Annotated in this window: 16 protein-coding genes; 10 read left to right on the top strand and 6 right to left on the bottom strand. The window is 77.0% G+C overall.

Going from position 1 to position 16,916, the window contains the following annotated elements:
* Nucleotides 1-5: 5 nt before the first annotated feature.
* From ACWIX6_RS00445 to ACWIX6_RS00435, 3 genes are all read left to right on the top strand, one after another.
* Nucleotides 6-1,310 (top strand): metallophosphoesterase, encoded by a 1,305-nt coding sequence (locus ACWIX6_RS00445; RefSeq protein ID WP_448614877.1) that lies wholly within the window; start codon nt 6-8, stop codon nt 1,308-1,310.
* 63 nt (nt 1,311-1,373) lie between these two features.
* The gene (locus tag ACWIX6_RS00440) at nt 1,374-2,114 is read left to right on the top strand and encodes a GntR family transcriptional regulator (RefSeq protein ID WP_448614876.1); all 741 of its coding nucleotides are present in this window, start codon (nt 1,374-1,376) and stop codon (nt 2,112-2,114) included.
* 25 nt (nt 2,115-2,139) lie between these two features.
* Nucleotides 2,140-2,463 carry an EthD family reductase gene (locus ACWIX6_RS00435; RefSeq protein WP_448614875.1) on the top strand — a complete coding sequence of 108 codons (324 nt, stop codon included), beginning with the start codon at nt 2,140-2,142 and terminating at the stop codon, nt 2,461-2,463.
* A gap of 4 nt (nt 2,464-2,467) precedes the next feature.
* Here the strand turns inward: ACWIX6_RS00435 and ACWIX6_RS00430 are convergent, their stop codons facing one another.
* Complete coding sequence (locus ACWIX6_RS00430) at nt 2,468-3,595, bottom strand: GAF domain-containing protein (protein ID WP_448614874.1); 1,128 nt, start codon at nt 3,593-3,595, stop codon at nt 2,468-2,470.
* A 152-nt stretch (nt 3,596-3,747) separates the two neighbouring features.
* On the opposite strand from ACWIX6_RS00430, the gene ACWIX6_RS00425 reads away from it, so the two are divergent.
* Nucleotides 3,748-6,012, top strand: a complete 2,265-nt coding sequence (locus ACWIX6_RS00425) for a diguanylate cyclase domain-containing protein (protein WP_448614873.1) — start codon at nt 3,748-3,750, stop codon at nt 6,010-6,012.
* Nucleotides 6,013-6,023: 11 nt separating this feature from the next.
* On the opposite strand, the gene ACWIX6_RS00420 is transcribed toward ACWIX6_RS00425, so the two are convergent.
* Complete coding sequence (locus tag ACWIX6_RS00420; RefSeq protein WP_448614872.1) at nt 6,024-6,662, bottom strand: MBL fold metallo-hydrolase; 639 nt, start codon at nt 6,660-6,662, stop codon at nt 6,024-6,026.
* 102 nt (nt 6,663-6,764) lie between these two features.
* Here ACWIX6_RS00420 and ACWIX6_RS00415 point away from each other — a divergent pair, with 102 nt between their 5' ends.
* Complete coding sequence (locus ACWIX6_RS00415; protein ID WP_448614871.1) at nt 6,765-7,019, top strand: hypothetical protein; 255 nt, start codon at nt 6,765-6,767, stop codon at nt 7,017-7,019.
* A 2-nt stretch (nt 7,020-7,021) separates the two neighbouring features.
* On the opposite strand, the gene ACWIX6_RS00410 is transcribed toward ACWIX6_RS00415, so the two are convergent.
* Both ACWIX6_RS00410 and ACWIX6_RS00405 read right to left on the bottom strand, forming a co-directional pair.
* A complete protein-coding gene (locus ACWIX6_RS00410; protein WP_448614870.1) occupies nt 7,022-7,801 on the bottom strand; it encodes an enoyl-CoA hydratase-related protein in 780 nt (259 codons plus the stop codon).
* A gap of 14 nt (nt 7,802-7,815) precedes the next feature.
* The gene (locus ACWIX6_RS00405) at nt 7,816-8,685 is read right to left on the bottom strand and encodes a 3-hydroxyacyl-CoA dehydrogenase family protein (protein ID WP_448614869.1); all 870 of its coding nucleotides are present in this window, start codon (nt 8,683-8,685) and stop codon (nt 7,816-7,818) included.
* Between the two features lie 133 nt (nt 8,686-8,818).
* Between ACWIX6_RS00405 and ACWIX6_RS00400 the strand changes: the two genes are divergently transcribed.
* From ACWIX6_RS00400 to ACWIX6_RS00385, 4 genes are all read left to right on the top strand, one after another.
* Entirely contained in the window at nt 8,819-9,037 is a 219-nt protein-coding gene (locus ACWIX6_RS00400; protein WP_448614868.1) for a hypothetical protein, read from the top strand.
* Between the two features lie 10 nt (nt 9,038-9,047).
* Nucleotides 9,048-10,166, top strand: coding sequence for a glycerate kinase (locus ACWIX6_RS00395; protein ID WP_448614867.1), 1,119 nt, complete (start codon nt 9,048-9,050; stop codon nt 10,164-10,166).
* 179 nt (nt 10,167-10,345) lie between these two features.
* Nucleotides 10,346-12,133, top strand: coding sequence for a serine/threonine-protein kinase (locus tag ACWIX6_RS00390; protein ID WP_448614866.1), 1,788 nt, complete (start codon nt 10,346-10,348; stop codon nt 12,131-12,133).
* 123 nt (nt 12,134-12,256) lie between these two features.
* A complete protein-coding gene (locus ACWIX6_RS00385) occupies nt 12,257-14,077 on the top strand; it encodes a SpoIIE family protein phosphatase (RefSeq protein ID WP_448614865.1) in 1,821 nt (606 codons plus the stop codon).
* A 19-nt stretch (nt 14,078-14,096) separates the two neighbouring features.
* On the opposite strand, the gene ACWIX6_RS00380 is transcribed toward ACWIX6_RS00385, so the two are convergent.
* Complete coding sequence (locus ACWIX6_RS00380) at nt 14,097-14,450, bottom strand: hypothetical protein (protein ID WP_448614864.1); 354 nt, start codon at nt 14,448-14,450, stop codon at nt 14,097-14,099.
* Entirely contained in the window at nt 14,447-15,376 is a 930-nt protein-coding gene (locus ACWIX6_RS00375; protein WP_448614863.1) for a hypothetical protein, read from the bottom strand. The genes ACWIX6_RS00380 and ACWIX6_RS00375 overlap by 4 nt, the downstream gene beginning before the upstream one ends.
* Nucleotides 15,377-15,521: 145 nt before the next feature.
* On the opposite strand from ACWIX6_RS00375, the gene ACWIX6_RS00370 reads away from it, so the two are divergent.
* Nucleotides 15,522-16,805: a competence/damage-inducible protein A gene (locus ACWIX6_RS00370; protein ID WP_448614862.1), complete on the top strand. Its 1,284-nt coding sequence runs from the start codon at nt 15,522-15,524 to the stop codon at nt 16,803-16,805.
* The last annotated feature ends 111 nt before the right edge of the window (nt 16,806-16,916 follow it).

Genomic DNA, 16,916 nt, shown 5'->3' with positions numbered 1-16,916 from the left:
CGCCGGTGTCGGTGATCCTCCTGCTGGGCTTCGCCACCGTCGTCCTGCTCGCCATGCTGCTGCTGCACGGGTACGTGTGGTGGCGCTACGTCCGCAGCACCACCCGGCCGGGACGGACCCGCCGCCGGCTGACGCTGCTCACGGCCGTGCTGGCCCTGCTCCCGGTCTCCGCGGTGCTGCTCCGCCGCTCGCTGCCGACCTGGCTGAGCACGCCGCTGGAGTGGGCCGGCTACAGCTGGCTCGGGCTGGTGTTCTACCTGTTCCTCTGCAGCCTGCTGACGGAACCGGTGCGGGCAGTCCTCGCGGCCCGCCGGCGACATGGCGGACGGACGGGACCCGCCGAGTCCGTCCCGAGTGGGGCCCGGCGGGTCCCGCGGGAGGACGGCGCAGCCGCTCACCACGAGGGGACGGCATCTGACCGCGGTGCGGCCCGTGAGGATCGCGATGTGAGCCGCCGCCTCTTCCTGGCCCGCTCGCTCGCCGCGGGGGCCGGGGCGCTGGCGGTCGGCACCGCGGGCACCGGGGTGGTGCTCGCCAACACCGCCCCCGTGGTCCGGCGCGTGCCGATCCGGATCCCCCGTCTCGACCCGGGCCTCGCCGGCCTGCGGATCGTCACCTTCTCCGACGGTCACCTCTCGCACACCTACGGCGGGCGGCGGTTCGAGCGGGTGGTGGAGACGGTCAACGCCCAGCGCCCCGACGTGGTGGCCATCGTCGGCGACCTGGTGGACGGCGAGGTCGACGAGCTGCGCCAGGACGCCGCCCCGCTCGCCGACCTGGTCAGCGCGCAGGGCGTCTACTTCGTGACCGGCAACCACGAGTACTTCGTCGACACCGACGCGTGGCTGCGGCACCTGCCGACGCTGGGGATCGACGTGCTGCGCAACGAGCGGGTGCCCGTGCGCGGCCGCGGGGGCGCCACCCTGGACCTCGCCGGCATCGACGACCGGACGGCGGCGTCGTCGGGCCTGCCGGGTCACGGCGCCGACCTCGACGCCGCGCTCGACGGCCGGGACGACGGCGTCCCCCTGGTGCTGCTGGCCCACCAGCCGGTGATGGTGGAGCAGGCCCGCGCGGCGGGGGTCGACCTGCAGCTCTCCGGGCACACGCACGGCGGCCAGCTCTGGCCCTTCGACTACGCGATCCTGCTGGACCAGCCGGTGGTCGAGGGCTGGTCGCTGCAGGGACCGACCCAGCTCTACGTCACCGCCGGCGCGGGCAACTGGGGCCCGCAGATGCGCGTGGGCGCGCGTCCGGAGGTGACCGTGGTCGAGCTGCAGCCCGGCGAGCCCACCGCGCCGCGAGGCTGACCGTGGCCCGGAGGCAGCTCGTCATGACGTCTAGACGTCTCTCGGTGCAGTACCTTTCCTGACGTGCTCAGTTCCGCTGCGGGGCCCAAGTACCTCGCCGTCCGCGAGGCGTTGCGCCGGCGGGCCTCCGCGCTGCCCGAGCACACCCTGCTGCCGCCCGAGCCGGTGCTGTGCGCCGAGTACGGGGTCAGCCGGATCACCCTGCGCCGCGCGGTCGACGGCCTGGTCGCCGACGGCCACCTGGTGCGCGAGCAGGGCCGCGGCACCTTCGTCAGCCGGCCCGGCATCCGGCACGAGTACCGGGAGAGCTTCGTCCACCGGATCGCCGGGTTCCACTCGGTGATGACCGAGCAGGGTGCCCAGGTCGGCACCACGGTGCTGGCCCAGCGCGTCGTCCCCGCGGCGCCGCCGATCGCGGCGGAGCTGGCGGTCGGCACCGCCGAGGACGTCGTCGAGCTGGTCCGGCTGCGCAGCGTGGACGGGCTGCCCAACCACGTCGTCCGCAGCTTCCTGCCGGCGGGCACCTACCCCAGGGCCGCGACGGAGGACTTCGGGCACGGTTCGCTCTACGAGTTCCTCCGGCGCGAGTACCAGGCCGACCTGGCGCACGCCCGGATCATGGTCGACGTCGGGACGGCGGCCGCGGACGAGGCCGAGGTGCTCCAGGTGATCGCCGGGTCCCCGCTGCTGGTGGTGCGGACGACGGTCCGCGACAGCGCCGGCCACCCCCTCGTGCACTCGTTCTCCCGGCTGCGCCCCGACGTCAGCCAGGTCGAGTTCGAGGTGTCGGTCGGGGGTCGCTGACCCGGTCGGCGGGTAGCGACGACCCATGACCGTCAGCTACTTCGCCCTGTACCAGACGCCCGACGACCCGGCGGACTTCGAAGAGCACTACTTCGGCACCCACGTGCCACTGGTCGAGAAGACCCCGGGCCTGGTGGAGAACCGGGTGCACCGCGTGCTCCGCCAGTTCGTCGGCAAGCCGGCCTACCACCTGCTGGCCGAGCTGGTGTTCCAGTCCCCCGAGGACCTGAAGACCGCGCTGGCCTCCCCGGAGTGGACGGCGGCCGGTGAGGACCTGCGGTCCTGGGGCGGCCTGGAGCTGGCCACCATGTTCTCCGCCGAGCCGCACGGCCCCGGCACCGCGGGCTGAGGGGTCAGCGGCCCGGCACGACGGAGCCGGAGGGAGCCAGGCGCCGGCGGGCGGCGGACAGCAGCACCCGGTCCAGGGCGTGCCCGACGTGCCGGGCCAGGTCCGGGAGGACGGTCCGCACCGCCGGGTCGAGCTCTCGCCGCCCGGCCCAGGTGACCATCAGCGACCCGCTGGACGCGTGCTGTCCCAGCAGCACCGGGACGGCGAGCGCCGTCTCGTGCCCGGCGTCCGGGACGCCCCGGGCGTCGGGGAACAGCGCCTCGCCCTCCTCCAGCGTCGCCACCGTCACCAGCCGGCGCTCCCGGACCGCCGTGCACAGGGGGTGGTCGTCGTCCAGGGTCAGCGTCGCCGACGGCTCCGGATACCACGGGTAGGACGAGGTGTTCCACGCCCGCACCACCGTGCTGCCCGCGTCGGTCACCGCCAGCACCGCCGCCGCGGCGCCGAGCGGGGAGCGCACCAGCCGATCGACGGTCCGCAGCACGTCGGCCAGCGTGCGCACCGACAGCAGCCCCGAGCTCAGCCGGGCCACCACCCGGGCCCGGTCGGCCTCGGCCTCGGCCTCCTCCACCGCCAGCTGCGCAGCCGTGGCGGCCTTCCGGGCGGCGGCCTCCTCCCGCTCGGCGGCCGCCCGGGCCTCGCGCTCGGCCAGCTCCAGCGCCTGCGCCTGCAGCAGGCAGGAGCACTCGTCGGCCAGCGCGACCAGCTCCCGCACGTCCCCGGCGGCCCAGTCCCGCGGCCGGTCGTCGATGGCCACCAGCACGCCCATCGGCCGGCCCTGGACGTCGACCAGCGGCGCGCCGGCGTAGGCGCCCACCCCGAGCTCCCGCACCGCCGGGGAGTCCGAGACCGCCGGGTCCCGGCGGGTGTCCGGGATGACCAGGACGTCGCCGGAGACGACCACCTCCTGGCTCAGCGAGTGGCTCAGCGGCATCGACCGCCGGGTGTTCCACGGCTCGCCCAGCCCGGTGGCGCCCGGGATCACCTGCCCGCCCTTGGAGACCAGCACCACCAGCGCCCGCGGCACGGCCAGCCGGTCGGCCAGCACCCTGGCCAGCCGGTCGAAGTCGGGGTCCGGGCGGGCGGGGAGCGCCGACCAGGTCGGCAGTTCGAACTGCGCCCGGGTGGGCATGCTGCTCCTCGCCGGCCGGGAGCTGGGGGCCACGGCGGCGTCCCCGGACCGCCGTCGTGCTCACCTCTTGGAGGCATGTCGATGCTGTCAGACTCCAGCGCGGCACGCCGGTGGCCGATGGGCCCGTCGTGCAGGAACTCCAGGAGGACCAGATGACCGCCGTCCGTGAGGTGCTCAGGTCGGGCGGTGTCCGCAGCCACTTCCAGCCGATCGTGGAGATCGACACCGGCCGGGTGGTCGCGTACGAGGCGTTGGCCCGCGGGCCGGAGGGTCCGCTGCGGACCCCCGACGCGCTCTTCGCCGCGGCGCGCGGGGCGGGTCTGCTGGCCGAGCTGGACGCCGCCTGCCGGGCGGCCGCGTTCCGCGGCGCGGTCGAGCAGGGGCTGCTGGCCCCGCTCACCGTGTTCGTCAACGTGGAGCCCGAGGTCCTCGACGACGCCCCGCTGGCCGCCCTGGCCCGCAGCGTCGCCGAGGTCCCGGGTGACCTGCGCGTCGTCCTGGAGATCACCGAGCGGGCGCTGGCCGCCCGCCCCGCCGAGCTGCTGCGCACCGTCGAGCGGGTGCGCGAGTACGGCTGGTCCATCGCCCTGGACGACGTGGGCGCGGACTCGCTGTCGCTGGCCTTCATGCCGCTGCTGCGCCCGGACGTGGTCAAGCTCGACCTCCGGCTGGTCCAGGAGCGGCCCGGCCCGGCCATCGCCGAGATCATGAACGCGGTCAACGCCTACGCCGAGGCCAGCGGCGCGGTGGTGCTGGCCGAGGGCATCGAGGACGCCGCCCACCTGCGGATGGCCCGCGCGCTCGGCGCCACCCTCGGGCAGGGGTGGCTGTTCGGCCGCCCGGCGCCCGGCCCCGCGGCCGGTGCCCGCGTCGCGGCGCTGCCCCTCCCCGTGCCCTCGCCGGTGCGGCCGGGGGACGACGAGATCTCGCCGTTCCAGTGCCTGCCCGCCGGCGTGCCGCTGCGCCGGTCGCCCAAGGCGCTGCTGATCGAGCTGAGCAAGCAGCTGGAGCGGCAGGCCATGCGGCTCGGGGACACCTGCGTCGTCGCCGCGACCTTCCAGGAGGCCCGGCACTTCACCCCGGCCACCACCCTCCGCTACCGCGACCTGGTCTCCCGGGTCGGCTTCGTCTGCGCGCTCGGGGAGGACCTGCCCGTCGAGCCGCTGCCCGGCCTGCGCGGCGCCGACCTGCGTCCTGACGACCCGGTGCGCGGTGAGTGGGACGTCGTCGTGCTCAGCCCGCACTTCAGCGCCGCGCTGCTGGCCCGCGACCTGCACGAGGACGGTCCCGACCTGGACCGCACGTTCGAGTTCGCGCTCACCTACGACCGGGACACCGTGGTCCGCGCGGCCCGCGCGCTGCTCGGCCGGGTGGCCCCCCGCCAGCTCGCGAGGGCCATCGGGGAGTCCGGCCCGGCTCCCGTCGTCGTCCCGGGGCCCGTCCAGGAGACCGTTCCGGGGCCTGGCGTCCTCCGGGTGCTCGGCGGCGCGCCGGCGGGCGGCACCGGCGAGGCACTGCTGCAGCGGGCGCTCGCCGCGACAAGCAGCGGCGTCACCATCGTCGACATGCGGCTGCCCGACCAGCCGCTCATCTACGTCAACCCCGCCTTCGAGCGGCTGTCGGGCATGTCCGCCCAGGAGGTGCTCGGCCGCAACTGCCGCTTCCTGCAGGGCCCGGACACCGACGTCGCCGCGGTCGCCCGGATGCGGGCCGCCGTCGACGCCGGGGGCGAGTGCCGCGAGGTGCTGCTCAACCACCGCGCCGACGGCAGCGTGTGGTGGAACGAGTGCCACCTGGCCCCGGTCACCGACGAGCGTGGTGAGGTCGTGCAGTACATCGGCGTGCAGCAGGACGTCACCGAGCGCGTCGAGGCGCAGCGCGCCCTGGCTCGGGAGCAGGAGCGCACGCGCGGCGCGCTGGCCCGCATCCAGGAGCTGGCCTACACCGACCCGCTCACCGGGCTGATGAACCGCCGGCGGATGGCCGAGCGGGTGGAGAACGCGCTGTGGGACGCCCGCGTCGACGGCGGCGGGCTGGCCCTGCTGTTCCTCGACCTGGACCGGTTCAAGGCGGTCAACGACCGGCTCGGGCACGCCGCCGGCGACGAGGTGCTCGCCGAGATCGCCGTCCGGCTGCGGTCCTGCCTGCGCCGCACCGACCTGCTGGCCCGGCTCGGCGGCGACGAGTTCGTGGTCGTCCTGCTCGGCCTGGACGTCGACACCGCGGCCGCCGAGGCCGAGCAGGTCGCCGCCGCCCTGACCGCCGCGGTGAGCCGTCCGCTGCTGGTCCGCGGCGAGGAGATCTCCGTGGGGACCAGCGTGGGCGTCGCCGTCCACCCGCAGGACGGCTGCGACTTCGACGTCCTGCTGCACAGCGCCGACGTGGAGATGTACCGCAGCAAGACGCGGGTGCCCTGAGGTCGCCGTCCTCAGAGGGTCAGCGACTCGCCGGGCGCCAGCCGGGTCAGCGGGGTGGGGGTCCCGGGGCCCTGCTCGCCCAGCAGGCGGCCGACCACGGCCAGCCCGATGTCGCTGAGCAGCGCGTCGTGGACCCCGACCGCTCGGCCGGCCCGCACCTCGCGCAGGTAGTCGATCAGCTCGCCGGTCCTCGACCACGGCGCGGACAGCGGCAGCAGCAGCGTGGGCACCTCGGCGTCCGGCACGGTCAGCGCGTCGCCGGGGTGGAACACCTGCCCGTCCACCAGGAAGCCCACGTTCGGGATCCGGGGCACGTCGGGGTGGATGACCGCGTGCCACTCGCCGTGCACCTGGACGTCGAAGCCGGCGACGGTGACGGCGTCGCCCGCGCCGACCACGTGCACCCGCGGACCGGCGCCCTCGAGCTGCGCGGCGACCGAGGCGTTGGTCCACACCTCCAGGCCCGGGTCGGCGTCCACGGCGGCCCGCGTCCGGGCGGGGTCGAAGTGGTCGGCGTGCTCGTGCGTGACGAGCACCGCGGAGGCGCCGTCCCACGCCGACTCCTCGGTGAACGCGCCGGGGTCGACGACCAGCCGCCGGTCGCCGTCGGACAGCACGACGCAGGCGTGGCCGAGCTTGGTGAGCTGCACGGGATCTCCCTCCGGATGCGGGTCGGGCGGTGCACACCCCCCTTCGAGGGGAGCGGCACATCGGTACTCCAGCAGTCGGCGCCCGGTGCCGACAACAGGGGGGTGACCGCCGCCATCGCCTCGAGGAAGACCGCCATCGTGGACATCGCCACCGTCGCCGCCGCCCGCAGCCGGGCGCACGGACCCACCGCCGCCCTCTGGCACGCCGTCGAGGTGCACCGCGACCCGGCCGAGGTCGACGGCGCCTGCGAGCTCACCCTCTGCGGCGTCCTCGCCCGGGTGGCCACCGAGCGTTCCTGGCCGGTGGCCGGCACCGACGTCTGCCGGGTCTGCGAGACCCAGGCCCGGACTCGCTGAGCTCAGCTGCCGGTGAACTCCGGCGGCCGCTTCGCGAGGAACGCCTCGACCGCCTCGCGGTGGTCCCGGGTGGCGCCCAGCGCCGTCTGCAGCTCCGCCTCCAGGGCGAGGGTGTCCTCCAGGCGGTCGGTGGCCGCCGACGCGAGGACCCGCTTGATCGCGCGGTAGGCCAGGGTCGGCCCCACGGCCAGCCGGGCGGCCAGCGCCCGGGCCTCGAGCAGCACCTGCTCCGGTGCCACCACCCGGTGCACCAGCCCCCACGTCCCGGCGGTCTCGGCCGTGAACGGCTCGGGCAGCAGCAGCAGCTCGGTCGCCCGCGAGCCGCCCACGCAGTGCACCAGCCGGGACGCGAGCCCCGAGTCGCTGGACAGCCCGATGCCGGCGAACGCGGTGGTGAACTTGGCCCCCGCCGCGGCCACCCGCAGGTCACCGGCAAGCGCCAGCCCGAGCCCGGCCCCCGCGCAGGCGCCGTTGATGCCGACCACCAGCGGCACCCGGAGCGCCGACAGCGCCAGGACCAGCGGGTTGTACTCGTCCTCGACCACCGACAGCGACTGCGCCGCGTCCCCGCGCAGGGACTCCACGTGCTCGGCCAGGTCCTGGCCCACGCAGAACGCCCGGCCCGTCCCGGTCAGCAGCACCGCGCGGACCGACTCGTCGGACCCGACCGCCTGCACGGCGGCCATCAGCTCGGCGCGCAGCGCCCGGGACAGCATCGACCGCTGCAGGGTCAGGACGGCGACGCCGTCGGCGTCCTCGCGGGTGACGGTGGGCTCGGACAACGTCGTCCTCTCGTTCAGGAGTAGTCGTGGAAGCCGCGGCCGGTCTTCCGGCCGAGCTCCCCGGCGGCCACCTTGTCACGCAGCAGCTGCGGCGGGGAGAAGCGGTCGCCCAGCGTGCTGGCCAGGTACTCGGCGATGGCCAGCCGGACGTCCAGCCCGACCAGGTCGGTGGACCGCAGCGGGCCCATCGGGTGCCGGTAGCCCAGCTCCATGGCCGCGTCGATGGCCTCGGCGTCGGCGACGCCCTCCTCCAGCATCCGGATGGCCTCCAGGCCCAGCAGGACGCCGAGCCGGGAGGAGGCGAAGCCGGGGGAGTCGCGGACCACGACGTCGGTCTTGCCCAGCGCCCGCACCCACCCCCGGGCGGTGTCCACCACCTCGGGGGCGGTCTCCGGCGCCACCACCACCTCGACCAGCTTCGACGCCGGCACCGGGTTGAAGAAGTGCAGCCCCAGGAACCGCGCCGGGCGCCGCAGCGCGGCGGCCAGCTCGGTCACCGACAGGGAGGAGGTGTTGGTGGCGAGCACCGCGTCCGGTCCGACGGCGGACTCGGCGGCGGTGAGGACGGCGACCTTCACGTCGGCCCGCTCCGGTACCGCCTCCACCACCAGGCCGGTGGCCCGTTCGAGGTCGGCCGCGGAGTCGACCAGTGTCAGCCGGGACAGCGCCGTCCCGACGTCCCCGGACAGCTTCCCGCGGCGGGCGGCCTCCTCGAGGCCCTCGGCGACCCGGCCGCGGGCGGCCTCGGCGGCCGCCTCCCCGGCCTCCACCACGGTCACCCGCGCGCCGGCCCCGAGGAACGCCTGGGCGATGCCGGCGCCCATCCGGCCACCACCGATCACGGCGGTGAGCGCGGGGACGGCAGCGGACTCGGCAGGCGGCATCCGCCCATCATCGGGACTGGTCCTCCCGCGATCAACGCCGGGCGCCCGGAACCGTCGTACCCCGGCGGGAGCATCGCGGTGTCCCGAGGAGGACCGGTCCCGCCGCGGTGGGGCACCGGGAGGAGTGAGCGCCATGACGTCGCACGTGTCGTCGTCCATCGCACCCGTCCGACGTCGTCGGCTGCAGCGCCGGCCCGTCCGCGCCGGCCGGCCGGCGCCGCCGGCGGGCGGCGCGCTCGCCGTCGAACTGCTCCGGCTCTACGAGGAGGGGCACCGCTGCTTCTGCCCGGACTGCCGCTCCCGGGCCCGGGAGCGCGAGGTGCGCCGCCGGCACGCGGGGTCGACGCCCTAGGGTCGGCCCCATGAGCGGGGATCCCGGCCGGACGATGCGGGTGGTGCTCGCACCCGACTCCTTCAAGGGCACGCTGGGCGCCGCCGCGGCCGCCGACGCGCTCGCCGCCGGCTGGCGCAGCCGCCGCCCGCAGGACGAGCTGCGCACCTGCCCGCTGGCCGACGGCGGCGAGGGCACCCTGGACGCCCTCGGCCATGACCTGCCCGAGGACTGCTGGCGCGCCGAGGACGTCACCGGGCCCGACGGCCGGCCGGTCCGGGCGGCCTGGCTGCTGCTGCCCGACGGCACCGCCGTGGTCGAGATGGCCCGCGCCGCGGGGCTCCCCCTGCTCCGGGAGCCCGACCCCCTGCACGCCACCACCCGGGGACTCGGTGAGCTGCTCGCCGCCGTCGTCGCCGAGCCCGCCGTGCGGCGGGTGATGCTCACCCTCGGCGGGTCGGCCACCACCGACGGCGGCACCGGGGCGCTGGCCGCCCTCGGTGCCCGGTTCACCGACGCCGACGGCGCGGAGCTCCCGCCGGGCGGCGGCGCGCTCGCCCGGCTGGCCCGGGTGGACCTCGACGGCCTCACCCCGCCGCCGCCGGGCGGCGTGCAGTGCCTGGTGGACGTGACCGCCCCGCTGCTCGGCCCGCTGGGCGCGGCCGGCCAGTTCGGTCCGCAGAAGGGCGCCACCCCCGAGCAGGTCCGCGAGCTGGACGCGGCACTGGCCCGGCTGGCCGACCTGCTGGGGGGCGACCGTGAGGCTCCCGGGTCCGGCGCCGCCGGCGGGACGGCCTTCGGCTTCGCCGCCTGCTGGGGTGCGGAGTTCGTCAGCGGCGCGGGGGCCGTCGCCGCCGCGGCCGGACTGGACGACGCGCTGACCGGCGCGGACCTCGCGGTCACCGGCGAAGGCCAGTTCGACGCCCAGTCGATGCGCGGCAAGGTCGTCGGCGACCTCGTCGCCCGCGCGGCCGCGCACGGCGTGCCGGTGACCGTCGTCGCCGGCCGGGTCGTCGCCGACGGGCCCCTCCCGGTCGCCGAGGCCGTGTCGCTCACCGACCTCGCCGGTTCGGCGGAGGCGGCGATGGCCGATCCGGCGCGCTGGCTGACCGCGGCCGGGGCCCGACTCGCCGCCCGGCACGGGGGCTGAGCTCACTCGATGGGGGGTGGACGCGCGCGCGGTACCGTGCACTCCTGCCCCATCCGCCACTGTGATGTGTGGCAGCACCAGGAAGCGGGCAACCGCTGACCTGGTTGCGCCAGTCGCGCCCGGCCCGCCGACCGGCGGGCGACGCGCCGGCGACGGCAGGACGAGGGGGACGAACGGACGTGGTGGAGCCCGCGAGGACCAGCCTCGGGAACCGCTACGAACTGGGCGGACTGCTGGCCACCGGCGGGATGGGCCAGGTGTGGCGGGCCCAGGACCTGCTGCTGGGCCGGCCCGTCGCGGTCAAGGTGCTGCGCAGCGAGTACACCGGTGACCCGCTGTTCCGGGCCCGGTTCCGTGCCGAGGCCCAGCACGCCGCGGCGCTCAGCCACCCCAACATCGCCGCGGTCTACGACTACGGCGAGGAGACCGCGCTCGACGGGTCGGGGGAGTGCCTGGCCTACCTGGTCATGGAGCTGGTCGAGGGCGAGTCGCTGTCCTCGCTGCTGGACCGCACCGGCGCGCTGACCCCCGAGGCCACCCTCGACGTCCTCCGGCAGACCGCCAGTGCCCTGGGCGCGGCGCACGCCGCCGGCGTCGTCCACCGCGACGTCAAGCCGGGCAACGTGCTGGTCTGCGAGGACGGCACGGTGAAGATCACCGACTTCGGCATCGCCTGGTCGGCCGGCAGCGTGCCGCTGACCCAGACCGGTCAGGTCATCGGCACCGCGGCGTACCTCTCGCCCGAGGCGGCGTCCGGCTCGCACGCGACGCCGGCGAGCGACGTCTACTCCCTGGGCATGGTCGGGTACGAGTGCCTGGCCGGGCACAAGGCCTTCGACGGCGACAACTCGGTGGCCATCGCCGTCCGCCAGCTCCGCGACCAGCCCGATCCGCTGCCCGACGACGTCCCGGCCGGGGTGCGTTCGCTGATCGACCACTGTCTGGTGAAGGACCCGGCGCACCGCATCCCGGACGGCCACGCCCTCGTCGCCGCGGTGGACGACGTCGTGGCCGGCGCGGTCCTGCCGCCGGTCCAGCACACCGACACGATGAGCATCTGGCTGGCCCCCGGCGGCCTGCCCGGCGCCGGGACGACGGCGGCCGGGGCGACGGCTGCCGGGACGACCGGCACCTCGCCGGCCGTCGTGGCGGTGGCGCCGGCCCCGGTCCGGCACCGGCTGGGCCGGGTGCTGGTCCCGGTGGCGGCGCTGCTGCTCGGCGCCGGGATCGCCGGCACCGTCGTCCAGCAGCTGGCGCCGACCAGCAGCACCGGGGCGACGGCGGAGGCCGCAGCGGTCGCCGGTCAGCCGTCCACCTCGAGCGGCGAGCCGGTGGTCCCGCTGGCGCCGGGCGGGTACGCCGGGCGGCCGCTGGACCAGGTGCGGGCCGAGCTCGAGGCGCTGGGCCTGTTGGTGCAGACCGAGGGCGTGGAGACCGCCGATCTCGCCCCCTCGCTGGTCCTGGACCTGACGCCCGGGGACGGGGAGGTGCGCCGCGGCGACCTCGTGCTGATCCGCTACGCCGTGGCCCCGCCGGTGGCCGACCCCGAGCCCCAGCGGCGCGAACAGCCGTCGGTGGACACCGTCGTCGACGAGCCGGCCGGGACCACGGCGCCGCCGGCCACCACCGAGCCGGCACCCCCGGCCCCCGACCCAGCGGCCGGCACCACAGACGCGGGGGCCCCCGTCACCGGTGGACCGACCACCACCGAGCCGTCACCGACGGCCGGGGAGGACGCCGACCCGGGCACCGGGGCCGGCACCACGGCCCCCGAGGAGCCGGACGGCGACGAGGGCGACGGCGGCGACGGCGGCGACGGTTCCGAGGGCGGCGAGGACCCTGACGGCGGGGAGCCGTCGTCGGGCAACCCGGGCAACGGGTCGAGCGGATCGGCCACCCCGGGCGGCGGCAACGGGGACGGTGCGACCGGCGGCAGCAAGGGACGGGGCGCGGGCGCCGACCGCTGAGCGGGTCGCGTCGGGATGCCTCCGCGGGCACCCGGCGGAGCGGTATGTTCGCCGCCCAGCGCAGACCGGCGCTGTCCGGTGGGTCGGACGCGGGGGAACGTGGCCAGTCGAGCAGGGACCCGGGTGGAGCGCCGCAGGACCGACTACGCCGCCGTCTTCCAGGCGATGCCCACGCCCTACCTGGTGCTCGACCCCGACCTGGTGATCGTCGACGCGAACCCCGCCTACCTGGCCACCACCGGGCGCTCCCTGGCCGACCTCGTGGGCAGGCCGGTGTTCGAGGCCTTCCCCGGCAACCCCAACCCCACCGACGCCGACGGGGGCGTCGCCAAGGTCCGCGCCTCGCTGGAGCGGGCCCGGGACACCGGCCGGCCGGACACCATGCCGGTCCAGGAGTACGACATCCCCGCACCGGACGGCGGCTTCACCCGGCGGTTCTGGAGCCTGATCAGCATCCCCGTCCCCGGCCCGGACGGGAGCTGCCGGTACGTGCTGCAGCGGGCGCAGGACATCACCGACTACGTGCACCGGCGGAGCGACCCCGTCGGGGACGCCGAGGAGGACGTCGACCCGGCCGGTGGCCTCGACGGTGCGGCGGCCTGGCGGCGGCGGGTGCTGGAGGTGGAGACCGACCTGCACGCCCGGGGGGTGGAGCTCGAGGCGGCGCGCGAGGCCGAGGCGGTCACCGCCCGGCGGCTGGCCGCGCTGGCCCGCGTCGCGCTGACCATGAGCGGCGCGGAGACGGTCGAGGAGCTGATCCGGGTGGTGACCGAGGGCGGCCTGGCCGCGCTCGGGGCGCACGGCGGCGCGGTGGCGGTGCCGGTCGACGAGCACCTGGTGCGGCTGGTGATGAGCGAGGGGCTGCGGCCGGCCGCCGGAGGGGGCGACGGGCTGCTGCCGTGGGACGCGCCCTACCCCGGCTGCGTGGCGGCCCGGACCGGACGGACGGTGGTGCTGCCCGACCGCGCCGCCACCGAGGCCTTCTCGCCGGCGATGCGCGAGGTGATCGCCAGCACCGGCGCCGAGGCCTGGGTGGCCGTGCCGCTGCTCAGCGGCGGACGGCGGCTGGGCTCGCTGAGCGTGGCCTGGCTGCAGCCCCGGCGGTTCGCCGCGGACGAGCTGGACCTGCTGGTCGCCTTCGCCGCGCAGTGCGCCCAGGCGCTGGACCGGATCCGGACCCGGGAGACCGAGCGGCAGGCGCATGCCGCCGTGCAGGGCATGGCCGAGGCGCTGCAGCGCAGCCTGCTCACCGAGCCGCCGCAGCCCGACGACCTGGAGATTGCCGTCCGCTACGTCCCGGCGGCGAGCCTGGCCCAGGTGGGTGGCGACTGGTACGACGCCTTCCTGCTGCGTGACGGGCGCACGGCGCTGGTCATCGGCGACGTGACCGGGCACGACCGGTACGCCGCCGCGGCCATGGCGCAGGTGCGCAACGTGCTGCGCGGCATCGCGCACTGCCGGCCGGACCGCCCGGCCGGGGTGCTGACCGCGCTGGACCGGGCGATCGAGGACCTGGACGTCGGGACGCTGGCCACCGCCGTCCTCGCCACCGTCGAGCAGACCGAGGACGACGCCCGCCGCGGACTGCGGGTGCTGCGCTGGTCCAACGCCGGGCACCCGCCCCCGCTGCTCATCGACCCGGACGGGACGGTCCACGTGCTGGAGCGGGCGCCGGACCTGCTGCTCGGCGTCGACCCCGACGCCGAACGGGTGGACCACGCGCTGGCGCTGACGCCGGGTTCGACCGTCCTCTTCTACACCGACGGGCTGATCGAGCGCCGCGGCGTGTCGCTCGACGCCGGGCTGGCGTGGCTGACCGGCGTGGTCACCGACGGCGCGCGACTGCCGTTGGAGCAGCTGTGCGACCGGCTGCTCACCGAGCTGGCCGGGGCGGTCGAGGACGACGTCGCCCTCCTGGCACTGCGGGTGCACCCGCAGGGCTGAGCGCAGCGCCCGCGACGGCTCAGGACGGCGGGCGGCCCGGGACGAGCGGCCGGCCGTCGGCACGCAGCCCGGCGACGAGGCAGCCGACGGCCACCACGAGGGCGACCCGGCCGGGGGAGGGGGACAGCGCGCCGGACAGCACTCCGGCGGCGCCGGCGAGGACGGCCAGGCGGAGCAGCCCGTCCCGGCCGCTCCGTAGCCCGGCGGCCACCAGGACGACGCCGGCGACGACGGCCACCCGGGCCGGCAGCTGCCCGCCGGTGAGCACGGCCGGTGTGCCCGTACCGGTGGGCACGACGGCCCACGGGAGGCCGAGCGAGGCGGCGGCGCACACCGCGGCGGCCGCCAGCCAGGCCCGCAGCCGGCGGCTCACCCCTCCCGGCCCGGGGCCAGCCACACGGCTCCGGCGGCCAGCGCCAGCGCCGCCGTCAGCAGGAACCCGCGGTCGCTGGCCACCAGCGGCAGCCCGATGAGCACCCAGAAGGCGCCGAGCCCGGCGGCACCCGCGGCGCCCACTCGCCACGCCGTCCGGGCCGGGAGCCGCTGCGGGGCGAGGGACAGCAGCAGCGGGACCAGGGCCACCACCGCCGCCACCGTGGCGAACGCCGACCAGCTGGGCACCGCCGACCACAGCGACCGGTCTCCCGAGTCCATGGTCAGGCCCAGTTCGAGCACGACCAGCGCCAGGACGCCCAGGCCGAGGCCGGCCAGCACCCGCCGGTCCAGCCCGCGGCCGCTCTGCCGCCCGGACTGCAGGCCGCTGCCCAGCCGCGCGCCGAGGGCCCGGCCCGCGGCGCGCGCCCGGGTGCCCGCGCCCGGGCTCCCGGCCTCGGGGCCTCCGTCGTCCCCGGCCGGCGTCCCGGGCCCGGTCACCGCTGTGCTGCCCGCCGGGGGGTCCGGCGGCGCCGGGGTGGAGAAGCCGGGGACGAAGTCCAGCGGCCCCGTCGACTGCGGCGGGGCCGCGGCGTCCGGACCGGCGCCCGCGTCGGGGCCGGGGGCCGGGGGCGGACCGGGCTGGGGCCAGACCGGTCCGGCCGGTGCCGGGGCCGGGGGCGGTGCGCCCTGCGCGGCCTGGGGGGCGCCGGCCGCGGGCAGGACCGCCGTCGTGGGCGGGGACGGCGGCGGCGCCTGCTGGGCCGCCGGGTCGGGCGCGGACAGGAACGCCGGCCGCGGCTCACCCGGCTGCGGCTCGTACGCCGCGCCAGGGCTGACCACCGGGATCGACCGGGTCGGTGGGTCCTGCTGCTGGCTCGGCTGCGCCGGCGGGTCCTCCGGACGCGGCGGGTGCGGCTGGCTCATCTGTCCTCCGGGCTGGCGGGTGGTGCGCCGACCGGCTGCTGGCCGACCGGTCAGGCCACGGTATCGGCGCGGTCCGGCGGGGACGGCAGGACGGCCCGAGCCGCGCCGGTCTGCTGCCGGCCCGGTGGCGTCCTACTGTCGGCGGGTGGCAGTGCGCGCAGGCATCGTGGTCACCGGCACCGAGGTCCTGACCGGCCGGGTGGCCGACCGCAACGGGCCGTGGCTGGCCGAGCAGCTCCGGCAGCTGGGCGTCGACGTGGCCGCGGTCGTCACCGTCGGCGATCGGCCGGAGGACCTCCGCTCGGCGCTGACCTTCCTGGCCGGGGCGGGAGCCGACCTGGTCGTCACCACCGGCGGTCTCGGCCCGACGGCGGACGACCTGACCGCCCAGGTCGTCGGGGACGCGCAGGGCCGGCCGTCGGCCGTGGACCCGGCGCTGGAGCAGCGCGTCGGGGCGATCGTTGCGACGTTGATGGCCCGCCGCGGCTGGCGCGCCGACCCGGCCGCGACCGCCGCCGGGGTGGCCAAACAGGCCCGCGTGCCGGCCGGGGCGACGGTGCTCGAGCCGGTGGGCACCGCGCCGGGCCTCGTCGTCACGGCCGCGGACGGGCGCAGCGGTCCGCCGGTGGTCGTGCTCCCCGGCCCGCCGTCGGAGCTGCAGGGCATGTGGCCGGCCGCGGTCGCGTCCGAGCCGGTGCGCGCCGTGCTCGCCTCCGCCCCGGAGCTGCGGCAGGAGACGCTCCGGCTGTGGGGGACGCCGGAGTCCGAGCTGGCCGCCACGCTGCGCCGGGTCGATGACGAGCTGGCCGGTCTGGAGGTCACCACCTGCCTGCGGGACGGCGAGCTGGAGATCGTGACCCGGTTCGGTCCGCCGGCCGCCGCCGCCTACGACCGGCTGGTCGCGGCAGTGCGCGCGGACTTCGGGGACACGCTGTTCAGCACCGGCCCCACCGTGGACGACCTGGTCGCCGGCGGCTTCGCCGACCGGGGGTGGACCGTCGCGACGGCCGAGTCCTGCACCGGCGGGCTGCTGTCGGCCCGGTTGACCGCCCGCGCGGGGTCGTCGGCATGGGTCCTCGGCGGGGTCACCGCGTACGCCGACGCGGCGAAGACCGACCTGCTGGACGTGCCGGAGGAGACCCTGGCCGAGGTCGGCGCGGTCAGCCCCGAGGTGGCGCTGGAACTGGCCGAGGGGGCCCGCCGGCGGTTCGGGGCCGACGTCGGGGTCGGGGTCACCGGCATCGCCGGGCCCGGCGGCGGGACGGCGGAGAAGCCGGTCGGCACGGTGCACCTGGCGGTCGTCGGCCCCGAGGGCACGGCCACCCGGTCGCTCGTCCTGCCCGGCTCTCGGGAGGCCGTGCGGCAGCGCACGACCACCGTGGCGGTGCAGCTGCTGCGCTTCCTGCTGCTGGGCGGCCCGCCCGTCTGATCACCGCCCGCGCCCGGTTCCACGTGGAACCGGGCGGACGTCATGATGAGTTCGGCCCACAGGGGTTAGCGATCACCAGTTCTGCCTACCCCTGTGGACGTGCGCGACGCG

This window comes from Modestobacter sp. URMC 112, assembly GCF_053502575.1.
This window is presented reverse-complemented; position numbering and strand designations above follow the sequence as displayed.

Bases quoted from the DNA above. Each gene is read 5' to 3' on its own strand.
- ACWIX6_RS00435 (WP_448614875.1), top strand. From the start codon at position 2,140: ATGACCGTCAGCTACTTCGCCCTGTACCAGACGCCCGACGACCCGGCG.
- ACWIX6_RS00430 (WP_448614874.1), bottom strand. From the start codon at position 3,595: ATGCCCACCCGGGCGCAGTTCGAACTGCCGACCTGGTCGGCGCTCCCC.
- ACWIX6_RS00425 (WP_448614873.1), top strand. From the start codon at position 3,748: ATGACCGCCGTCCGTGAGGTGCTCAGGTCGGGCGGTGTCCGCAGCCAC.
- ACWIX6_RS00405 (WP_448614869.1), bottom strand. From the start codon at position 8,685: ATGCCGCCTGCCGAGTCCGCTGCCGTCCCCGCGCTCACCGCCGTGATC.
- ACWIX6_RS00400 (WP_448614868.1), top strand. From the start codon at position 8,819: ATGACGTCGCACGTGTCGTCGTCCATCGCACCCGTCCGACGTCGTCGG.
- ACWIX6_RS00395 (WP_448614867.1), top strand. From the start codon at position 9,048: ATGAGCGGGGATCCCGGCCGGACGATGCGGGTGGTGCTCGCACCCGAC.
- ACWIX6_RS00375 (WP_448614863.1), bottom strand. From the start codon at position 15,376: ATGAGCCAGCCGCACCCGCCGCGTCCGGAGGACCCGCCGGCGCAGCCG.